At 63.2% G+C, this 14,093-nt stretch carries 16 protein-coding genes; 8 read left to right on the top strand and 8 right to left on the bottom strand.

Translation table 11 applies throughout. From position 1 onward, the window contains the following. Positions 1-21: 21 nt before the first annotated feature. Positions 22-1,902: a chemotaxis protein CheA gene (locus O0882_RS02495; RefSeq protein ID WP_289945079.1), complete on the bottom strand. Its 1,881-nt coding sequence runs from the start codon at positions 1,900-1,902 to the stop codon at positions 22-24. Continuing rightward, positions 1,902-2,753 (bottom strand): protein phosphatase CheZ, encoded by an 852-nt coding sequence (locus O0882_RS02500; RefSeq protein ID WP_289945080.1) that lies wholly within the window; start codon positions 2,751-2,753, stop codon positions 1,902-1,904. Before O0882_RS02500 ends, O0882_RS02495 begins: the two co-directional genes overlap by 1 nt. A gap of 467 nt (positions 2,754-3,220) precedes the next feature. Between O0882_RS02500 and O0882_RS02505 the strand changes: the two genes are divergently transcribed. The 6 genes from O0882_RS02505 to O0882_RS02530 all read left to right on the top strand — a co-directional run bounded on the left by O0882_RS02505 (position 3,221) and on the right by O0882_RS02530 (position 7,767). Then, on the top strand, positions 3,221-3,688 hold the full coding sequence (locus O0882_RS02505) for a universal stress protein (RefSeq protein ID WP_289945081.1): 468 nt from the start codon (positions 3,221-3,223) through the stop codon (positions 3,686-3,688). Between the two features lie 159 nt (positions 3,689-3,847). Beyond that, positions 3,848-4,492 (top strand): response regulator transcription factor, encoded by a 645-nt coding sequence (locus O0882_RS02510; RefSeq protein WP_034750556.1) that lies wholly within the window; start codon positions 3,848-3,850, stop codon positions 4,490-4,492. Positions 4,493-4,819: 327 nt separating this feature from the next. Continuing rightward, positions 4,820-5,626 (top strand): helix-turn-helix domain-containing protein, encoded by an 807-nt coding sequence (locus tag O0882_RS02515; protein ID WP_034750901.1) that lies wholly within the window; start codon positions 4,820-4,822, stop codon positions 5,624-5,626. A 260-nt stretch (positions 5,627-5,886) separates the two neighbouring features. Beyond that, positions 5,887-6,084 carry a hemin uptake protein HemP gene (locus tag O0882_RS02520; RefSeq protein ID WP_034750559.1) on the top strand — a complete coding sequence of 66 codons (198 nt, stop codon included), beginning with the start codon at positions 5,887-5,889 and terminating at the stop codon, positions 6,082-6,084. 86 nt (positions 6,085-6,170) lie between these two features. Continuing rightward, positions 6,171-6,497 (top strand): hypothetical protein, encoded by a 327-nt coding sequence (locus tag O0882_RS02525; RefSeq protein ID WP_289945082.1) that lies wholly within the window; start codon positions 6,171-6,173, stop codon positions 6,495-6,497. Between the two features lie 40 nt (positions 6,498-6,537). Beyond that, positions 6,538-7,767, top strand: coding sequence for a DUF2325 domain-containing protein (locus O0882_RS02530; RefSeq protein WP_289945085.1), 1,230 nt, complete (start codon positions 6,538-6,540; stop codon positions 7,765-7,767). 15 nt (positions 7,768-7,782) lie between these two features. On the opposite strand, the gene O0882_RS02535 is transcribed toward O0882_RS02530, so the two are convergent. Genes O0882_RS02535 through O0882_RS02555 form a run of 5 tightly spaced genes read right to left on the bottom strand, consistent with a single transcriptional unit; the run spans position 7,783 to position 12,253 of the window. Further along, positions 7,783-9,147, bottom strand: coding sequence for a sulfite reductase subunit alpha (locus tag O0882_RS02535; RefSeq protein WP_289945087.1), 1,365 nt, complete (start codon positions 9,145-9,147; stop codon positions 7,783-7,785). 13 nt (positions 9,148-9,160) lie between these two features. Further along, complete coding sequence (locus O0882_RS02540) at positions 9,161-10,189, bottom strand: FAD:protein FMN transferase (protein ID WP_289945089.1); 1,029 nt, start codon at positions 10,187-10,189, stop codon at positions 9,161-9,163. A 26-nt stretch (positions 10,190-10,215) separates the two neighbouring features. Then, complete coding sequence (locus O0882_RS02545; RefSeq protein ID WP_289945091.1) at positions 10,216-11,040, bottom strand: DUF4198 domain-containing protein; 825 nt, start codon at positions 11,038-11,040, stop codon at positions 10,216-10,218. A 10-nt stretch (positions 11,041-11,050) separates the two neighbouring features. Next, the gene (locus O0882_RS02550) at positions 11,051-11,566 is read right to left on the bottom strand and encodes a DUF2271 domain-containing protein (protein ID WP_099403641.1); all 516 of its coding nucleotides are present in this window, start codon (positions 11,564-11,566) and stop codon (positions 11,051-11,053) included. Between the two features lie 33 nt (positions 11,567-11,599). Further along, positions 11,600-12,253 (bottom strand): PepSY-associated TM helix domain-containing protein, encoded by a 654-nt coding sequence (locus O0882_RS02555; RefSeq protein WP_289945095.1) that lies wholly within the window; start codon positions 12,251-12,253, stop codon positions 11,600-11,602. A gap of 263 nt (positions 12,254-12,516) precedes the next feature. Between O0882_RS02555 and O0882_RS02560 the strand changes: the two genes are divergently transcribed. Then, on the top strand, positions 12,517-13,014 hold the full coding sequence (locus tag O0882_RS02560) for a pyridoxamine 5'-phosphate oxidase family protein (RefSeq protein WP_289945097.1): 498 nt from the start codon (positions 12,517-12,519) through the stop codon (positions 13,012-13,014). A gap of 87 nt (positions 13,015-13,101) precedes the next feature. Then, positions 13,102-13,710 (top strand): DUF2239 family protein, encoded by a 609-nt coding sequence (locus tag O0882_RS02565; protein WP_289945099.1) that lies wholly within the window; start codon positions 13,102-13,104, stop codon positions 13,708-13,710. Positions 13,711-13,719: 9 nt separating this feature from the next. On the opposite strand, the gene O0882_RS02570 is transcribed toward O0882_RS02565, so the two are convergent. Continuing rightward, complete coding sequence (locus O0882_RS02570; RefSeq protein WP_289945102.1) at positions 13,720-13,995, bottom strand: hypothetical protein; 276 nt, start codon at positions 13,993-13,995, stop codon at positions 13,720-13,722. Positions 13,996-14,093: the final 98 nt, after the last annotated feature.

A 14,093-nucleotide genomic window follows, 5' to 3' on the forward strand; every position in this document is an offset into this window, starting at 1 on the left:
AGTAGGTTTTGTCAGGTGCAATCAGGCAGCTAAACGCACACTACCTCTACACCCGTCCATCAGGAACGACAGACCGACTACCAGCACCAGCTCGCCTTCAGCCGAGCGGGCGGTACCGGTAATGCCTTCCACGGTGATGGCCGTCATCGGCTTGATCACCAGGTCGGCCGTACCATCGACGGCTGCCACGGCGAGAATGTACGGCTGTGGCGCGGCGACAACAATGCCCACGCGCTCGCTGCACGCTTCGTAGCCCAGGGCGCCGGCCAGCGAACGCACGGGCAATGGTCGGCCCTGGTCTTTCAGCACGGGCGCGCCGCCCACTTCCATGAAGGTTTCCGGCAATTCGACGACGCGTTGCACCACCGCCATCGGCAGCGCCAGCGCGGCGCCCGAGGTGGACACCAGCATGGTCGGCACGATGGACAGCTCGATCGGCAGGCGGATGGCAAACTTGGTACCCTTGCCCAGCGTCGACTCGATGTGGATGGCGCCGCGGTTCTTTTCCACGGCCGTCCTGACCACGTCCATGCCCACGCCGCGCCCGGAGACGCTGGACGCCACTTCCTTGGTCGAGAAGCCCGGCAGGAACACCAGCTGGAAGCATTCGTCGTTGCTCAATTGCGCGTTTTCGCTGATCAAGCCTTTTTGCAGGGCCTTGCTGCGCAGGAAGGCCGGGTCCATGCCCTTGCCATCATCCTGCAGCACGATCATGACACTGTTCGCTTCCTGCCAGGCTTTCAGCGAAATATACGACTTGGCGGGCTTGCCGGCGGCCAGGCGCGCTTCCGGCGATTCGACACCATGGTCGAGCGAGTTGCGCAGCATGTGCACCAGCGGATCGTACAGGCTGTCGACCACCACGCGGTCGACTTCCGTCTCCGCGCCCTCGATCGTCAGCTCGACATCCTTGCCCAGGTCTTTCGCCAGTTCGCGCACCAGGCGCGGGAATTTCTGGAACAATCGGCCCACGGGCTGCATGCGCGTGGCCAGGGTGGCCCGCTGCAGTTCCGTCGAGTAGCGCGACGCGCGTTCCAGGGTTTCCGCCAGGGTCGCCATCAGGGTGGCGGCCTGACCTTCGAATTTGAATTGCAGCAAGCGTTCGAGCAGCACGGCAGCCTGGTTGGCAGCCTGCACCGACTCGCCGGCTACTTCCAGCAGCGCGTCGAGCTTGACGGCGTCGACGCGGATGCTGTCTTCCTTGACGGGCGCGGCATGGCGCACTTCCGGACGCTCGTCGCGGCGTTCCGTGCCATCCCATGCCTTGCCGGCCGGCTTGGCGGCGGCGGCAGCGGCAGGCGCGGCGGCCACGACGGCAGGCACAGCGGCGACGGCGGCGGCCGGTGCGGCAGCGACCTGGCTGCCCGCCGGCACAACGGCGTTATACATGCCTTCCCAGTCCAGGCCATCGGCGCTGATGGTGGAAACAGCAGCGGCTGGCGCCGCCACGACCACCTCGGCAACCACCACGGCGACTTCCGCCACCACGGCGGCGGCCGGCGCGTGTGCGTCCATGCCCTTGCCTTCGATGGCGTTCGTCAGAATGTGTTCCAGCTCTTCCGGCATGGCCGGCAAGGCTTCCGGCGCCGCACCGTTGGCCAGTTCCGTCAGCTGGTCGGCGACGAAACCGGACGCTTGCAGCGCCGCCTCGATGGCGATCGGGGTCACCGGCGCGGCGCCCGTACGCAGGGCATCGAACAGATTTTCCGTCAGATGGCAGGCCGCCACCAGTGCCGGCAAGCCCATGAAGCCGGCGCCACCCTTGATGGTGTGGAAGGAACGAAACACGGCATTCAGTGTTTCCTTGTTGTCAGGATCACGCTCGAGGCGCAATAAGTGCTCTTCAACATTAACCGCAAGATCCATCGCCTCAACGACGAAATCCTTGAGCATATCGTCCATTAGAATCCCAAATCCGCAAGAAGGTCGTCTACATTATCCTGGTCCAGCGCCACCGACGGCACGGACGGGCCCTGCATCAGCGGCACCGGCTTTTGCGCCAGTTTTTCGCGCACTTCGGCCGGCGCGTTGTCGCGCAGCAGCTGGGCAAGCTCGTGCTCCACCGTCTTGGTGATGTTGACCACTTTTTTGATCAGCTGGCCCGTGATGTCCTGGAAGTCCTGCGCCATCATGATTTCCAGCAAGCGCGCTTTTTCCGCTTCCGTTGCCTCGGCAACGGCTTGCGCGAACTGGCGCGAATCGCCGGCCAGGGCCTTGAACTCTTCCAGGCTCAGCTTGCCATCGAACAGCGCCTTCCAGCGGCTGTCCATGTCCTTGGCTTTCTTCGACAGCACATCTTGCGCCGGCATGCCTTCGTCGAGCGTATTGAGGACCTTGTTGGCGGCCTGTTCCGTCAGGGTGGCGACATATTCCAGGCGGTCCTGCGCGTCGACGATCTGCGACGACGCTTCCGTCAACGCCTTGTCGTAGCCCAGTTCGCGCAGCGAATCATGCAGCAGGCGCACGATGCCGCCCAGGCGTTCGAACATCGGCTTGTCGGACTGGTCGACAGGATCGGCCGCTTCGCCAGGCACGCCTGCGTCAGCCGCGGGTGGCGCTTCCGGCGCGGCGGCGACTGGCGCGGCCGCTGGCGGCACGGCGGCGCTGGCCGACACGGAGTCGAACAGCGCGTCAAAATCGTCGTCCGCGATCACGGCCGCGGGCGCTGCGGCAGGCGCGGGCTTGGGAGCGGCCGCACTTTGCGCAGATACTTCATCGAATAATGCATCAAAATCATCAGCGGCGTTGGTCATATCCCTGCTTCTCCATAATTTGTCAAAATTCCGCCTGAACTGTGCGTTTTACAGACTGATACCCACAATTTCTCGATTAAGATGATTTGAGGCAATACCGCTGCGATGGTGCGAGTGTAGCAGGGCGCCGCCCTGTTGGTAAATCTCAAAACGCGCTTCCTGGTGTAAAGCTGGTCCACAAGAGCTTTTCCGTCAGGAAATAAGTGTTCCTGCTGTTGTATTTTGAAATACTACCATTGGCGTGCGTGCAAGACCACGCGCCGCACAAGAAATCCTGCTCACGGGCGGCTGCGCAACAGTGCCCCATGGCTATCGTGACGACTAAAACGCGATCTTTCTGCCAATGTTGTCTATACTGAAGGTGCAATAGTATTGATAATTATCAAGTCTTTACATGAATACCATGCTGCCGCCGCGCCTACAATAAGGGGCGTTGCACGCGCTGAGTCACCGCCAAAGGACCTGCCATGTATAAGAAAATTCTGATCGCCACGGACGGCTCCACCGTCTCCAACTTGACGGCCTGTGCCGGCGTTGCCTTTGCCGAACAGATGCAAGCCGACATCCTTGCCGTGTACGTAGCGCCCGAGTACCAGTATCCGGTGTACATCGAAATCATTCCACCGAGCTATCCCAGCGAAGAGGAGTACCGCAGCGCCATGCGCAAGGCGGGCGCCGACCACTGGCAGCCCATCCTCGACGCGGCCGCCAAGCGGGGTCTGGAAGCGACGGGCCTGACGGCCTTTTCCGACAGTCCTGCCCTGAAAATCGTGGAAGTGGCGCAATTGCAGCACTGCGACCTGATCTTCATGGGCTCGCATGGCCGCAGCGGCTGGGGGCAATTGCTGCTCGGCAGCGTGACCAACAAAGTGTTGTCGCACTCGAAATTGCCGGTGCTCGTGCATAGACTGATCAAGGAACCCCCATCGAAATAAGGGGTCACATGGCCAGGCAGGCCGCCGCATCCCGCATCGCGGGTAAAAGGCAACAGTGCGGCCTTTTCAGTTAAAATGACAACGTTTCTCGTTTCTCAACACCTGGCTGGCCGCCACGAAACGGCCAGGACCAATTACACGCCTCCGGATTGCGCGCCTATGATACGTATTGTGATTGCCGACGACCACACCATCATGCGGGAAGGATTGAAGCGCATCCTTGACGGCGCGCCGGACATCGACATCGTGGGCGAAGCCATCGATGGCTTTGAGGTACTCAACCACGTCCGCCAGGGCGGCTTCGACCTGTTGCTGCTTGACCTGTCGATGCCGGGCCGCAGCGGGGTCGACCTGATCCGGCAAATCCGCAGCGAGGCGCCCAAGCTGGCCATCCTGATCCTCACCATGCACGAAGAAGAGCAATATGCGGTGCGCGCCATCCGCGCCGGCGCGCAAGGCTATCTGACCAAGGAAAGCGCGGGCACCCAGCTGGTGGGCGCCATCCACAAGGTGGCGTCGGGCCGTCCCTACATCAGCGCCGAGGTGGCAGAGCAGCTCGTGCTCAACATCATGATGCCGAATGAAAGCTTGCTGCACAAACAGCTGTCGGACCGCGAGTTCGAAGTCTTTTCCCTGCTGGTGGCAGGCAAGTCGATCACGGAAATCGCCAACAATCTGCACCTGAGCGTGAAAACCGTGAGTACGCACAAGACGCGCATCATGCAAAAAATGGGCATGAGTTCGCTGTCGGAAATGGTGCAATATGCCGTGGCACACCGCCTGTTATCCCCCTTCAAGACCTAAGCTGCCTACGCGCCAGCCCGTAGGAACAATCCTACATCAACTGCCACAGCTCCTACTGCCATATTCAGCCACTGCTGATATTAATTGCATACGGTTGTTGGCATACTGAAACCAGTCATCAAGTTGCTGGGAAGTTATTTCATCACATAGCAAGTCTTCAGCGCATTGAGATTTACCAGCCTGGACGCGCGCCGCCCCTTCCCTGCCCGCCGCCCTGTGCACCTTGTCATTCAACTCTGAACTACCTGTCACCAGGAGATGAACATGCTGTCCACGCAAACGCCTGAAACCCGCGCTGCCGCTCCATCGCTGCCCCCCTCCTCTCCGATGGAAGCGGGGCGCCAGCGCCAGGGGCGGCTATGGTCGAACCTGAAGGAGGTGTGCGACCTGCTGCATATCTCCAGCGCCTGCACCATCGCCGCCGATGAACTGCTGTTCCAGCACGTGCAATTCAAGACGGGCCAGCGCGTGCACACCATCGGCCAGCCCTTCGACACCCTGTACATCGTCAATTCGGGCTTCCTGAAAACCGTGCTCATCGATGAATTCGGCAATGAGCAGGTACTCAGCTTTCCCATGAAGGGCGACATGCTGGGCGTCGACGGCATCCACTCGCGCCATTACTCCTCGGAAGCGGTGGCCCTGTCCGACTGCGACCTGATCCTGCTGCCGTTCAAGAAGCTGACGGCGCTGGGCCGCGTGCACCTGGAACTGGAAAATGTCATGTACGGCGTGATGAGCCGCGAACTGGTGCGCGAGCAAGCCATGATCGGCATGCTGGGCGCCCTCAGCGCCGAAGCCCGCGTGGCGCGCTTCCTCGTCTCGCTGGCCGACCGCTTCGCGCAGATGGGCTACTCGAGCAAGCTGTTCAACCTGCGCATGACGCGCCATGAAATCGGCAGCTACCTGGGCCTGACCCTGGAAACGGTCAGCCGCACCCTGTCCGCCTTCAATGAAATCGGCCTGATCTCGGTCGACCAGCGCACCATCGGCATCAAGGACCCGGATGCCCTGAAAACCTTGCGCCGCCTGCCGCCCTCGCGCTCGCGCGCCAAGCAGCTGGCCGCCGCCAAGCTCAAGGCCGACACCACGGCGGCCGCCACCGCCTCGGCGCAATTGCTGGCCACGATTTAACGCCACCCGATTCACGCCACCCGATTCCTTCAAGCTTGGCACAGGCTTGACCCGGCCAAGGCACACCGCCTTGCCGGGTCTTTTTTACTGTCCGCCCGTCTTCCGCCCGCTGGCGCCACCGCGCGCCACGCACACGGCACTCCCCTCCCCGGCAGTCAAAAAAAAGCCTGCATCCGGCACAAATAAGCCTTGCTTTTCGGGCCACATTCAACAATAATGCAAATACGAATCATTCTCAACTGAGATAAAGAAAGCCCAACATGCAAAGCTCAAAACCAGCCTTGATCCAGGATGCCGCTACCGCCCACGTCCGTCCTCCCGTCAGCATGGCGCAACCGGCACGCCGCATCACCAGCGAAGCGCTGCTGCAGCAAGGCCGTGAAGTGGAAATTGAGCACAGCGGCAAGATCTATCGCCTGCGCGTCACCCAATTGAACAAGCTGATCCTGACTGCCTGAAGCAGCACGGCAGCCAGTCACCACACTCGCCAGCCAGTCGCGCCCCGTGCGCGCAGCCAGCCAAACCACCCGCACAGGAGTGTTTGATGGCGAACGACCGACCTTCCCCGATGTTTCCGTCCCCGCAGGGCCAACAGCCTGAATTGCTGCTGTCGGCCGTGCTGCATCTGATGTCGCACTACCATGCGGGCAGTCCCTGCGAGAAACTGGCCGGTGTCATCGAACGCCATCTGCAAGTGCTGTCCAGTTCGCCCGGCCTGGGTCCCGTGTTGCAAGCGACCTGCCAGCAACTGTCGCAGCAATGGGCCACCCTGGTGGCGCTGCATCGGCCTGCACCGCCGAAGACCACCCTGCTGGATCGCCTGGTACGCCTGCTGAGCGCCAGGCGCCCCGCCTCGCCCCTGCCGCAATAATTTCTCTTCAACACCTCCCACCGCCTAACAGGATATCGCCATGTGTGACAAAGACCAGTCCCTGCCCGTCATCAGCAATTGTTCCAGCGGCGAGGCCGAAACGGCCGCGCTCGCTTCGCGCCGCCGCAGGCTGTGGGAACTGTCGCACACCTGCCATTGCCCGCTGGTCGGCGTGGGTTTGCCATTAGGATACCTGCGCAAGCTGGTGGGCAAGATGACGGGCGGACGCGTGCTGGCCGACGACTACGAAGTGCACGTAGGTGCCGTGACGGAATGCGGGGTGCGCAACCGCCTGTCCGAAGCCCTGCAAAAGGAACTCGAACGCCGCTACGCTCCCGTCATCCTGCGCTTTCGCGGCGCCAAGACCACGCAACAAGTGGCCGAACTGTGGCGCACGGCCGTCGCCAACGGCGACGTGTCGGGCGCCTTCTGGGCCGGCCTGACGCACCCGCGCTGCGACGCCGAGCTGGAAGAGCAGATGTGCCGCGATTTGCACATGATTCAGCACCAGGCCGGTGCCTGCGTGCGGGCCGACATGGGAAAATTTACGGCCTTGCAGGAAGAAAATGCGCGCCTGGCACACGAACTGGCCAAGCTGCAACAGCGCAGCCAGGCCATGCTGATGGAAAAGACGGGCGAGCTGGAACGCCAGGAAGCCGTGCTGCTGCGCACGCGGGCCGAATCCATTGGCAAGGATAGCGTCATCGATGGTTTGCGCCTTGATCTGGCGCAGCTGCAGGCCGCCATCCCCGCACTGGAATCGCGCACGCGCCTGGTCGAGCGCCTGGCGCAAATGGATGAGCGCGAAAAGGAACTACGCCAGCAAATCGCGGAATTGAAGCAGGCCCAGCCACGCCCGGCCGCCGCCGTGCCGCCACCGGCACCGAAGCTGGAAGTGCCGACGGGCGGCAAGCTGAAAATGCCGATCCGCCTGGTCGATCAAAGCGTCTTGTGCGTGGGTGGCCGCAGCGGCAATGTCGCCACCTACCGCGCCCTGATCGAGCGGGTCGGCGCGCAGTTCGCCCACCACGACGGCGGCCTGGAAGACAATGCCAACCTGCTCGATTCGAGCCTGGCGGCGGCCGACCTGGTGATTTGCCAGACGGGCTGCATCAGCCACAGCGCCTACTGGCGCGTGAAGGATTATTGCAAGCGCACGGGCAAGCGCTGCGTCTTCATCGACAACCCCAGCATTTCCAGCCTGGCGCGCGGCTTGCAGGAAGTGAGCGGCGAGATGGAAGCGACGCCGCTGGCCACGCTCCAGCCGTAAGCAGCCCCTTCTGTATTAATACACGTCGCGCCGGTAGCGCCCCTCGGCCGCCAGCGCATCGAGCACGGGCCGACCCAGCATCTCCTGCAGGGCCTGGTCGACGCCGCCCGCCATGCCGGCCAGGCTGCCGCAAATATAGATGGCCGCGCCCTGCTGCAGCCACAATGTGATTTCATCGGCATTGCCGCGCAGGCGGTCCTGCACGTAGGTGCGCTCGGCCTGGTCGCGCGAAAACGCCAGGTCCAGGCGCGGCAAGTCACCGCTGGCGTGCCAGTGTTCAATCTCTTCGCGATAATGGAAATCGTGGGCCGCGTTGCGCTCGCCAAAGATCAGCCAGTTGCGCCGCTGCCCCGCCAGCACGCGGCTTTTCAAATGCCCGCGCAAGCCGGCGATGCCGCTGCCGTTGCCGATCAAAATCAAGGGCCGCTGGGCATTATCTTCCAGGCGAAAGCGTTTGTGCTGGCGCAGGCGCAGTTGCACCACGTCACCGACTGCGGCTTGCGCCGTGAGCCAGCCAGAAGCCAGGCCCAGGCTGCCATCGGGATGCGCATGCTGGCGCACCAGCAAGTGCACGCCGCCATCGGGCGGAATCGAGGCGATCGAATATTCGCGCGGTTGCGATGGGTCGGCCGGCGCGGCCACTTGCACCAGGTCGCCCGACTGCCAATCCGGCAAGCTGCCTGCCACGGGCGCCAGTTCCACATGATAGATGGCGCCGCCCGCGCTGCCCGGATTGAGCAACTGCCGCTGCATCAATTTCCAGTCGCCGAAGGCGGGGGCGCTCCAGTCCGGCGCGTCGCTGGTGCCGGCCAGGTGGCTCAGGTGCTGGAACCATTGTTCGATGGCGGCGCTGGCGCTGCGGTCGACCTCGATGCGTTCGAACAGGCGCGCGGCGCCCTGCCTGGCCAGCCAGGCATCGAGCGCGCGGCCGAAGCCGCAAAACTGGCCATAGCTGCGGTCGCCCAGGGCCAGCACGGCGTAATGCAATTGCGGCAGCGCCAGTTCGCCCGTCATCAGGCGGCCCATGAAAGCGGCGGCATTGTCGGGCGCATCGCCTTCGCCATACGTGCTGACCAGGAACAGGGCCCGTTCCGCTTGTTGCAGATCAAGGGCCGTGAGTTCGGCCAGCGCGCACAGGCGCACGGGGATGCCGGCCAGTTGCAGGCTGCGCGCCGTTTGCGTGGCCAGCTCCTCGGCATTGCCCGTCTGGCTCGCATACGCCACCAGCCAGGCGCGATTGTTGGCCAGCGCCGCCCTGGCGGCAGCGGACGCGCGGCGCTTCGCGCGCGCGCGCAGCCAGGGCGCCAGGCATACGCCCGCGTAGCTGAGGGACAAGGTGGCCAGCAAGGCCAGCCGCGTCGTATCGTGCGTAAAAATCATGGGGAATAAATGTTCATTCGTCGAGCATGGCCAGCATGTGGCTGCTCAGCGTTTCGTGGTAGCCATCGCCGTCGCGCCGCAGGAAGCGCGCGGCCAGGCCCTGCTCTTCGGCCAGCGCCATGCCGGCGTCTGGGCCCAACACCGTCAGGGCCGTCGACCAGGCATCGGCCGCCATGCATTGCTCATGCACGACAGTGACGGAAGCGAGTTGATTGGCGATCGGCATGCCGCTGCGCGGATCGATCGTATGGGAAAAACGCACTGTGCCGTCCTGGAAGAAACGCCGATAGTCGCCCGAGGTGGCCACGGAGAGGCCGTGCAGCGCCAGCAACAGTTCCGGCGGATGCTGTGCGGCATCCGCACCATCGACCTGTTCCAGCATCACCCACCACGGCTGGCCGTCGGGCTTGCTGCCGGCGCCGCGCAGCTCGCCCCCCACTTCGACCAGGTAATGGCCGATGCCCTGGCTGTCCAGGTAGCGGGCCAGGCGGTCCACGCCATAGCCCTTGGCCACGGCCGACAAATCGAGTTGCAAGCCACCGGGCTGGCGCGCGCGGCGGGCCGGCAAGTCCAGCTCCAGGCGGCGGCGCTGGCGCTGCGACAGCAGCAAGGCCAGCGTATCGTCTTTCGGCGGCAGGAAGCCCGGTTCATCGTAGCGATTGCGGGGGCCGAAGCCCCACAGGTTGACGAGGGTGCCCGCGCACGGGTCGTACGCGCCACCGGACGCTTGCGACACGTGCATGGCAAAGCCCAGCACCTCGCAAAAGGCGGCGGGCAGGCTGTGCCAGCTGCCGGGCTCGGCCCGGTTGAAGCGGCCCAGGTCGGAGTCGTCGCTCCAGTGGCTCATTTGCGCCACGACCAGGTCCAGCTGTTGCTGCAAACCCTGCTGCAAGTCGGCGCTGCCGGCGCGGCCCGGCATGGCGGATTCGACCAGACGCACCGACCAGCTGGTGCCCATGGTCAGACCGCGCAAGTCCCGGATCGCGGCGCCGGGCGGCGCGACCTGATCGGAAATATGCTGCGGCAGCAGGACCCGGCGCATCGGCGAGCTCGTAAAGAGGCCGCCGCTTACTGCGGCAGCACTTCCACGGTGGCCGCGTACGTCATGCGGCGCTCGGGCATGGTTGGCGCCTGACCGGCCACGGCCGGTGTGGCCGCCGGCCAGGTGCTGCTCAGGTAATACATGCCGGCTGCCGGCACCGTAAACGTGATCTCGCCCTTGGCATCGGTGCTCTGGCGGATTTCACCCAGCACGCCACGGTAGCGCACGCCGCCTGGCACCAGGCTGAAGGCCTGGTTCGCCGCCGGCTTGCCGTCGACCAGGAAGCGCCACGTGGCTTTTTCGCCCGCGCGCAAGTCGTTCGGATGCGTCACTGGTACGAATTCCAAGCCCACGCCCGTCGGCTTGAACACTTCCGTGCTGGTTTCGCCATTGCTGAAGAAAGTTTCCAGGCGGCTGGCCGTGCGCGTGATTTTCACGTCTTGCGCATCGGCCGGCATGTCTTTCTTGAAGGTTTCCTCGTTGCCACGGAAACGCTTCTGCTCGCCATTTTGCTTGTAGCTGGCCATCACGTTTTGCGACACGATGGCCGCCTTGTACGTGCCCGGTTTTTCCATCTTCACATCGAAGACGCTGCGCAAGCGGCCCGTGACGGTATTCGCCGGCGCCACTTTCGCGCCATCGGGACCGATGACTTGCAGCGCATCCAGGCGCAGCGGCTGGTGGTCGATCTCGAACAGGCCATCGGAGACGGCCGCGTCCACCGTCACCCAGGCGTCCTTGCTTTCCACCATCGTGCTCGATGGCACCATCCAGCCCCGGTGGGCGTGGGCGTTCATTGCCAGGCCGGCCAGGACCAGGGCGATCAGGGGCTTATTGAGTTGCTTGAACATGATGTGCGCCTTATGGTTTGAGTTGGACGACGACATTGCCGAGTTCTTCCTTGCCTTTGGCAGGAACGGACTGGGCCGATTTCAGCGGCCACTGGAACGGCACGCGCACCAGTTCGCGTCCACCCGCTTCGCGCGCCGCTTCCACCACCACCTGGTATTCGCCAGCCGGCAGCTTGTCGAGCAAGGCCTTGGCACCGGGGAAAGTCAGCGTATGTTCGCCCGGCGCACGCGTGGCGCCACTGACGCCATCGACGGGCATGGCCAGGTCGCGGCCGCTCTTGCGCCACCATTGACGCATGTCCTTCAGCCATTTCTCGCCTGCCTTGTCCTTCTTTTTCACGTCATACAGCACCGTCAGGTTGCCGACCACCTTTTGATCGGCCGTTTCCAGCCACGCCGCCACGTAGGGACGGTGATATTCCGCCACGTTCAGTTGCGGGATTTCAAGCTTGAGGGCCAGATCGGCCGCCATCGCCGACGTACCGATCAGGGGAAGGCCAAGCGCCAGGGAGTAGCGTAATTTCATGGTGTGCCTGTAAAAAGGAAAAAATAAAAACGATCAGTGAATAAACAGCAAGGCGATCGCGCAAGGTATCAAGATACCGAGGCCAACCATCGGCCAGGTAAATGGCCGGTTGGCCGCGTGGAACTTCAAAATCAATAGCCCCGTCAGGCAAAACACGATGCAGGCGCCGGCAAAAATGTCGATGAACCAGCTCCAGGCCACGCCCGTGTTGCGGCCCTTGTGCACATCGTTGAGCCAGGACACCCAGCCCCGGTCCGTCAATTCATATTCGGCGGCCCCGTCTTCCAGGCCGATGCGCACCCAGGCGTCGCCACCCGCCTTGGGCAACGGCAGGTAGACTTCGTCGACGCTCCATTCGGCGGGACGGCCACCCGCATTGAGCGACCATTGCTGCTTGAGCCAGGTCTCGGCGGCGGCCGGCATGGGCGCGTTGGCGCCATCGTGCTGGGCGGCATACGCGGCCAGTTGCGTGACCAAAGGGGCAGGCAACGTCGCCTGCTGGCGCGTGATCGCCGGCTTCGCTTCGATCTGGCCGGCGTGGTTCAGGGTGATGCCGGTAATGGCGAACAGAAACATTCCCAGCAGGCAAAGCGCCGAGCTGATCCAGTGCCATTGATGCAAATTCTTCAGCCAGACGGCGCGGCTGGCGTTGTTCCTGGCCTTGTCTGCGGCGCCCGCATTACCCATCAATCGCTCCCGGCAAGGAGCGGGCCAGGTGGCGCGACAAGTCAGTGTGCTTCATTCCCATCCTTCAATCAAAGTGCATGCTGATATTTTCAAACAAATGATAATGATTATCATTTATTAAGTCAATACATGGGGCGCCCCGCCGGGCCAGCGTTTTGTAACAGCTTTGAAACAAAGCTGGCCTGCTACGTAAGCTGCCGTACAGAGCAGCATGCAGCAAGCGCCTATGCTTGTTGTTCAGGACAACCAACAAGGGAGCACCCATGCAAGCGTATTCCAGCGAACAACTGGCCAGCATCGCGGCCAGGATCAAGGACGTCAAATTCGGCATGCTGACCACCAGCGACGACATGCGCACCCTCACCAGCCGGCCCCTGACGCAGCAGCAGGTCGACAACGACGGGCAAATCTGGTTCTTTGTTTCGGACGAGGCCGCCTACACGCGCGACTTGCTGAACAATCCGCAAGTCAATGTCAGCTTCGTCGACACGGGCGACAGCCTGTATGTGTCCGTCTGCGGCCATGCACAGTTGCTGAAGGACCGCGCCAAGGCGGAGGAATTGTGGAACCCGCTGGTGAAAGCCTGGTTCCCGGGCGGACTCGACGATCCGAAACTGTCGCTGATCAAGGTGACGATCCAGTCGGCCGAGTATTGGGACAGCAGCGCCAGCAAGATGATGCAATTCTATGCAATGGCCAAGGCGGCCATCACGGGCGAGCCGCCGAAAGACCTGGGTGAACACGGCCGGGTCGACCTGTAGCAGGGTCACCACATTTTACCCGGGTGTTATTGATTTTTAATTTAATCCGGGTAAAATTGCGTGCATATCACTTATTGGAGGCAAGACATGCACGCACCCACCCAACTCACCGCCTTTGCGGGTCCACACAAAGTTGCCACTGGCACATTGCATGCGGTGGCGCAATCACTGAAAGAATTGGTGACGCGCGATCCCGGGGCGCAAATCCTGATCTTCGACGACACGAGCGGCAGCCAGATCGACCTGAACCTGCACGGCAGCGTGGCCGAAGTGCTGCAGCGCCTGCCACGCGAACCCGCGCCGGCGCCAGCGCAGCAGGAGGACGCGCCCCCGCCCGCCCGCACGCCGGGCCGCCCGAAGCTGGGCGTGGTGGCGCGCGAAATCACCCTGCTGCCCCGTCACTGGGAATGGCTGGCGACGCAGCCGGGCGGCGCCTCCGTGGCCTTGCGCAAACTGGTGGAACACGCACAGCGCGGCAACAAGGCGCACGACGAGCAGCGTCAGGCGCGCGAAGCGGCCTATAAAGTCATGAATGCGCTGGCCGGCGATGCGCCCGGCTTCGAGGAAGCCACCCGCGCCCTGTTCGCCGGCAAGCAGCCTGCGTTCCTGGCGTGCGTACAGGAATGGCCAGCCGACGTGCGCGAACACATCTTGCAGCTGGCCCAGCGGGGATGGTCCGGGAGTGAAGAAAGATAGGCGCCCCGGTCAGACGCCCGTGCTGCCCGTGGTGTCGGGGGCATCGTCGGCGCTCTGCCTGCTCTGCCCGGCGGAGCCGGACTGATGATGGGGCAAGCGGTCGGCGCGCCGCACTTCACCGATGGAAAACAGATCGTCGCCGATATCGAGTCCTTGCTCGCTATCGACCAGCACAAAGTTCTCGGCCGACTCGGCCGTACTTTGCTTGCTGCCCGGTGTGGACGGCATGGACGGCGTGCCGCCCTGGCTATTGCCGGGCTGCGGCGTAGTGGAGTTGCCCATCATCTTCCCCCTGATCGTGAGTGCGAGTGGATTGCAGCTTGACTGCGGATTGGCCGTCGCCGGCGCCGCTACTTCATCATAGTGCATGCCTGCTGCATTGC

This window comes from Janthinobacterium sp. SUN073 (assembly GCF_030397665.1).
Taxonomy (GTDB): domain Bacteria; phylum Pseudomonadota; class Gammaproteobacteria; order Burkholderiales; family Burkholderiaceae_D; genus Janthinobacterium.

Bases quoted from the DNA above. Each gene is read 5' to 3' on its own strand.
- O0882_RS02495 (WP_289945079.1), bottom strand. From the start codon at position 1,902: ATGGACGATATGCTCAAGGATTTCGTCGTTGAGGCGATGGATCTTGCG.
- O0882_RS02500 (WP_289945080.1), bottom strand. From the start codon at position 2,753: ATGACCAACGCCGCTGATGATTTTGATGCATTATTCGATGAAGTATCT.
- O0882_RS02505 (WP_289945081.1), top strand. From the start codon at position 3,221: ATGTATAAGAAAATTCTGATCGCCACGGACGGCTCCACCGTCTCCAAC.
- O0882_RS02510 (WP_034750556.1), top strand. From the start codon at position 3,848: ATGATACGTATTGTGATTGCCGACGACCACACCATCATGCGGGAAGGA.
- O0882_RS02515 (WP_034750901.1), top strand. From the start codon at position 4,820: ATGGAAGCGGGGCGCCAGCGCCAGGGGCGGCTATGGTCGAACCTGAAG.
- O0882_RS02520 (WP_034750559.1), top strand. From the start codon at position 5,887: ATGCAAAGCTCAAAACCAGCCTTGATCCAGGATGCCGCTACCGCCCAC.
- O0882_RS02525 (WP_289945082.1), top strand. From the start codon at position 6,171: ATGGCGAACGACCGACCTTCCCCGATGTTTCCGTCCCCGCAGGGCCAA.
- O0882_RS02530 (WP_289945085.1), top strand. From the start codon at position 6,538: ATGTGTGACAAAGACCAGTCCCTGCCCGTCATCAGCAATTGTTCCAGC.
- O0882_RS02535 (WP_289945087.1), bottom strand. From the start codon at position 9,147: ATGATTTTTACGCACGATACGACGCGGCTGGCCTTGCTGGCCACCTTG.
- O0882_RS02540 (WP_289945089.1), bottom strand. From the start codon at position 10,189: ATGCGCCGGGTCCTGCTGCCGCAGCATATTTCCGATCAGGTCGCGCCG.
- O0882_RS02545 (WP_289945091.1), bottom strand. From the start codon at position 11,040: ATGTTCAAGCAACTCAATAAGCCCCTGATCGCCCTGGTCCTGGCCGGC.
- O0882_RS02550 (WP_099403641.1), bottom strand. From the start codon at position 11,566: ATGAAATTACGCTACTCCCTGGCGCTTGGCCTTCCCCTGATCGGTACG.
- O0882_RS02555 (WP_289945095.1), bottom strand. From the start codon at position 12,253: ATGGGTAATGCGGGCGCCGCAGACAAGGCCAGGAACAACGCCAGCCGC.
- O0882_RS02560 (WP_289945097.1), top strand. From the start codon at position 12,517: ATGCAAGCGTATTCCAGCGAACAACTGGCCAGCATCGCGGCCAGGATC.
- O0882_RS02565 (WP_289945099.1), top strand. From the start codon at position 13,102: ATGCACGCACCCACCCAACTCACCGCCTTTGCGGGTCCACACAAAGTT.
- O0882_RS02570 (WP_289945102.1), bottom strand. From the start codon at position 13,995: ATGATGGGCAACTCCACTACGCCGCAGCCCGGCAATAGCCAGGGCGGC.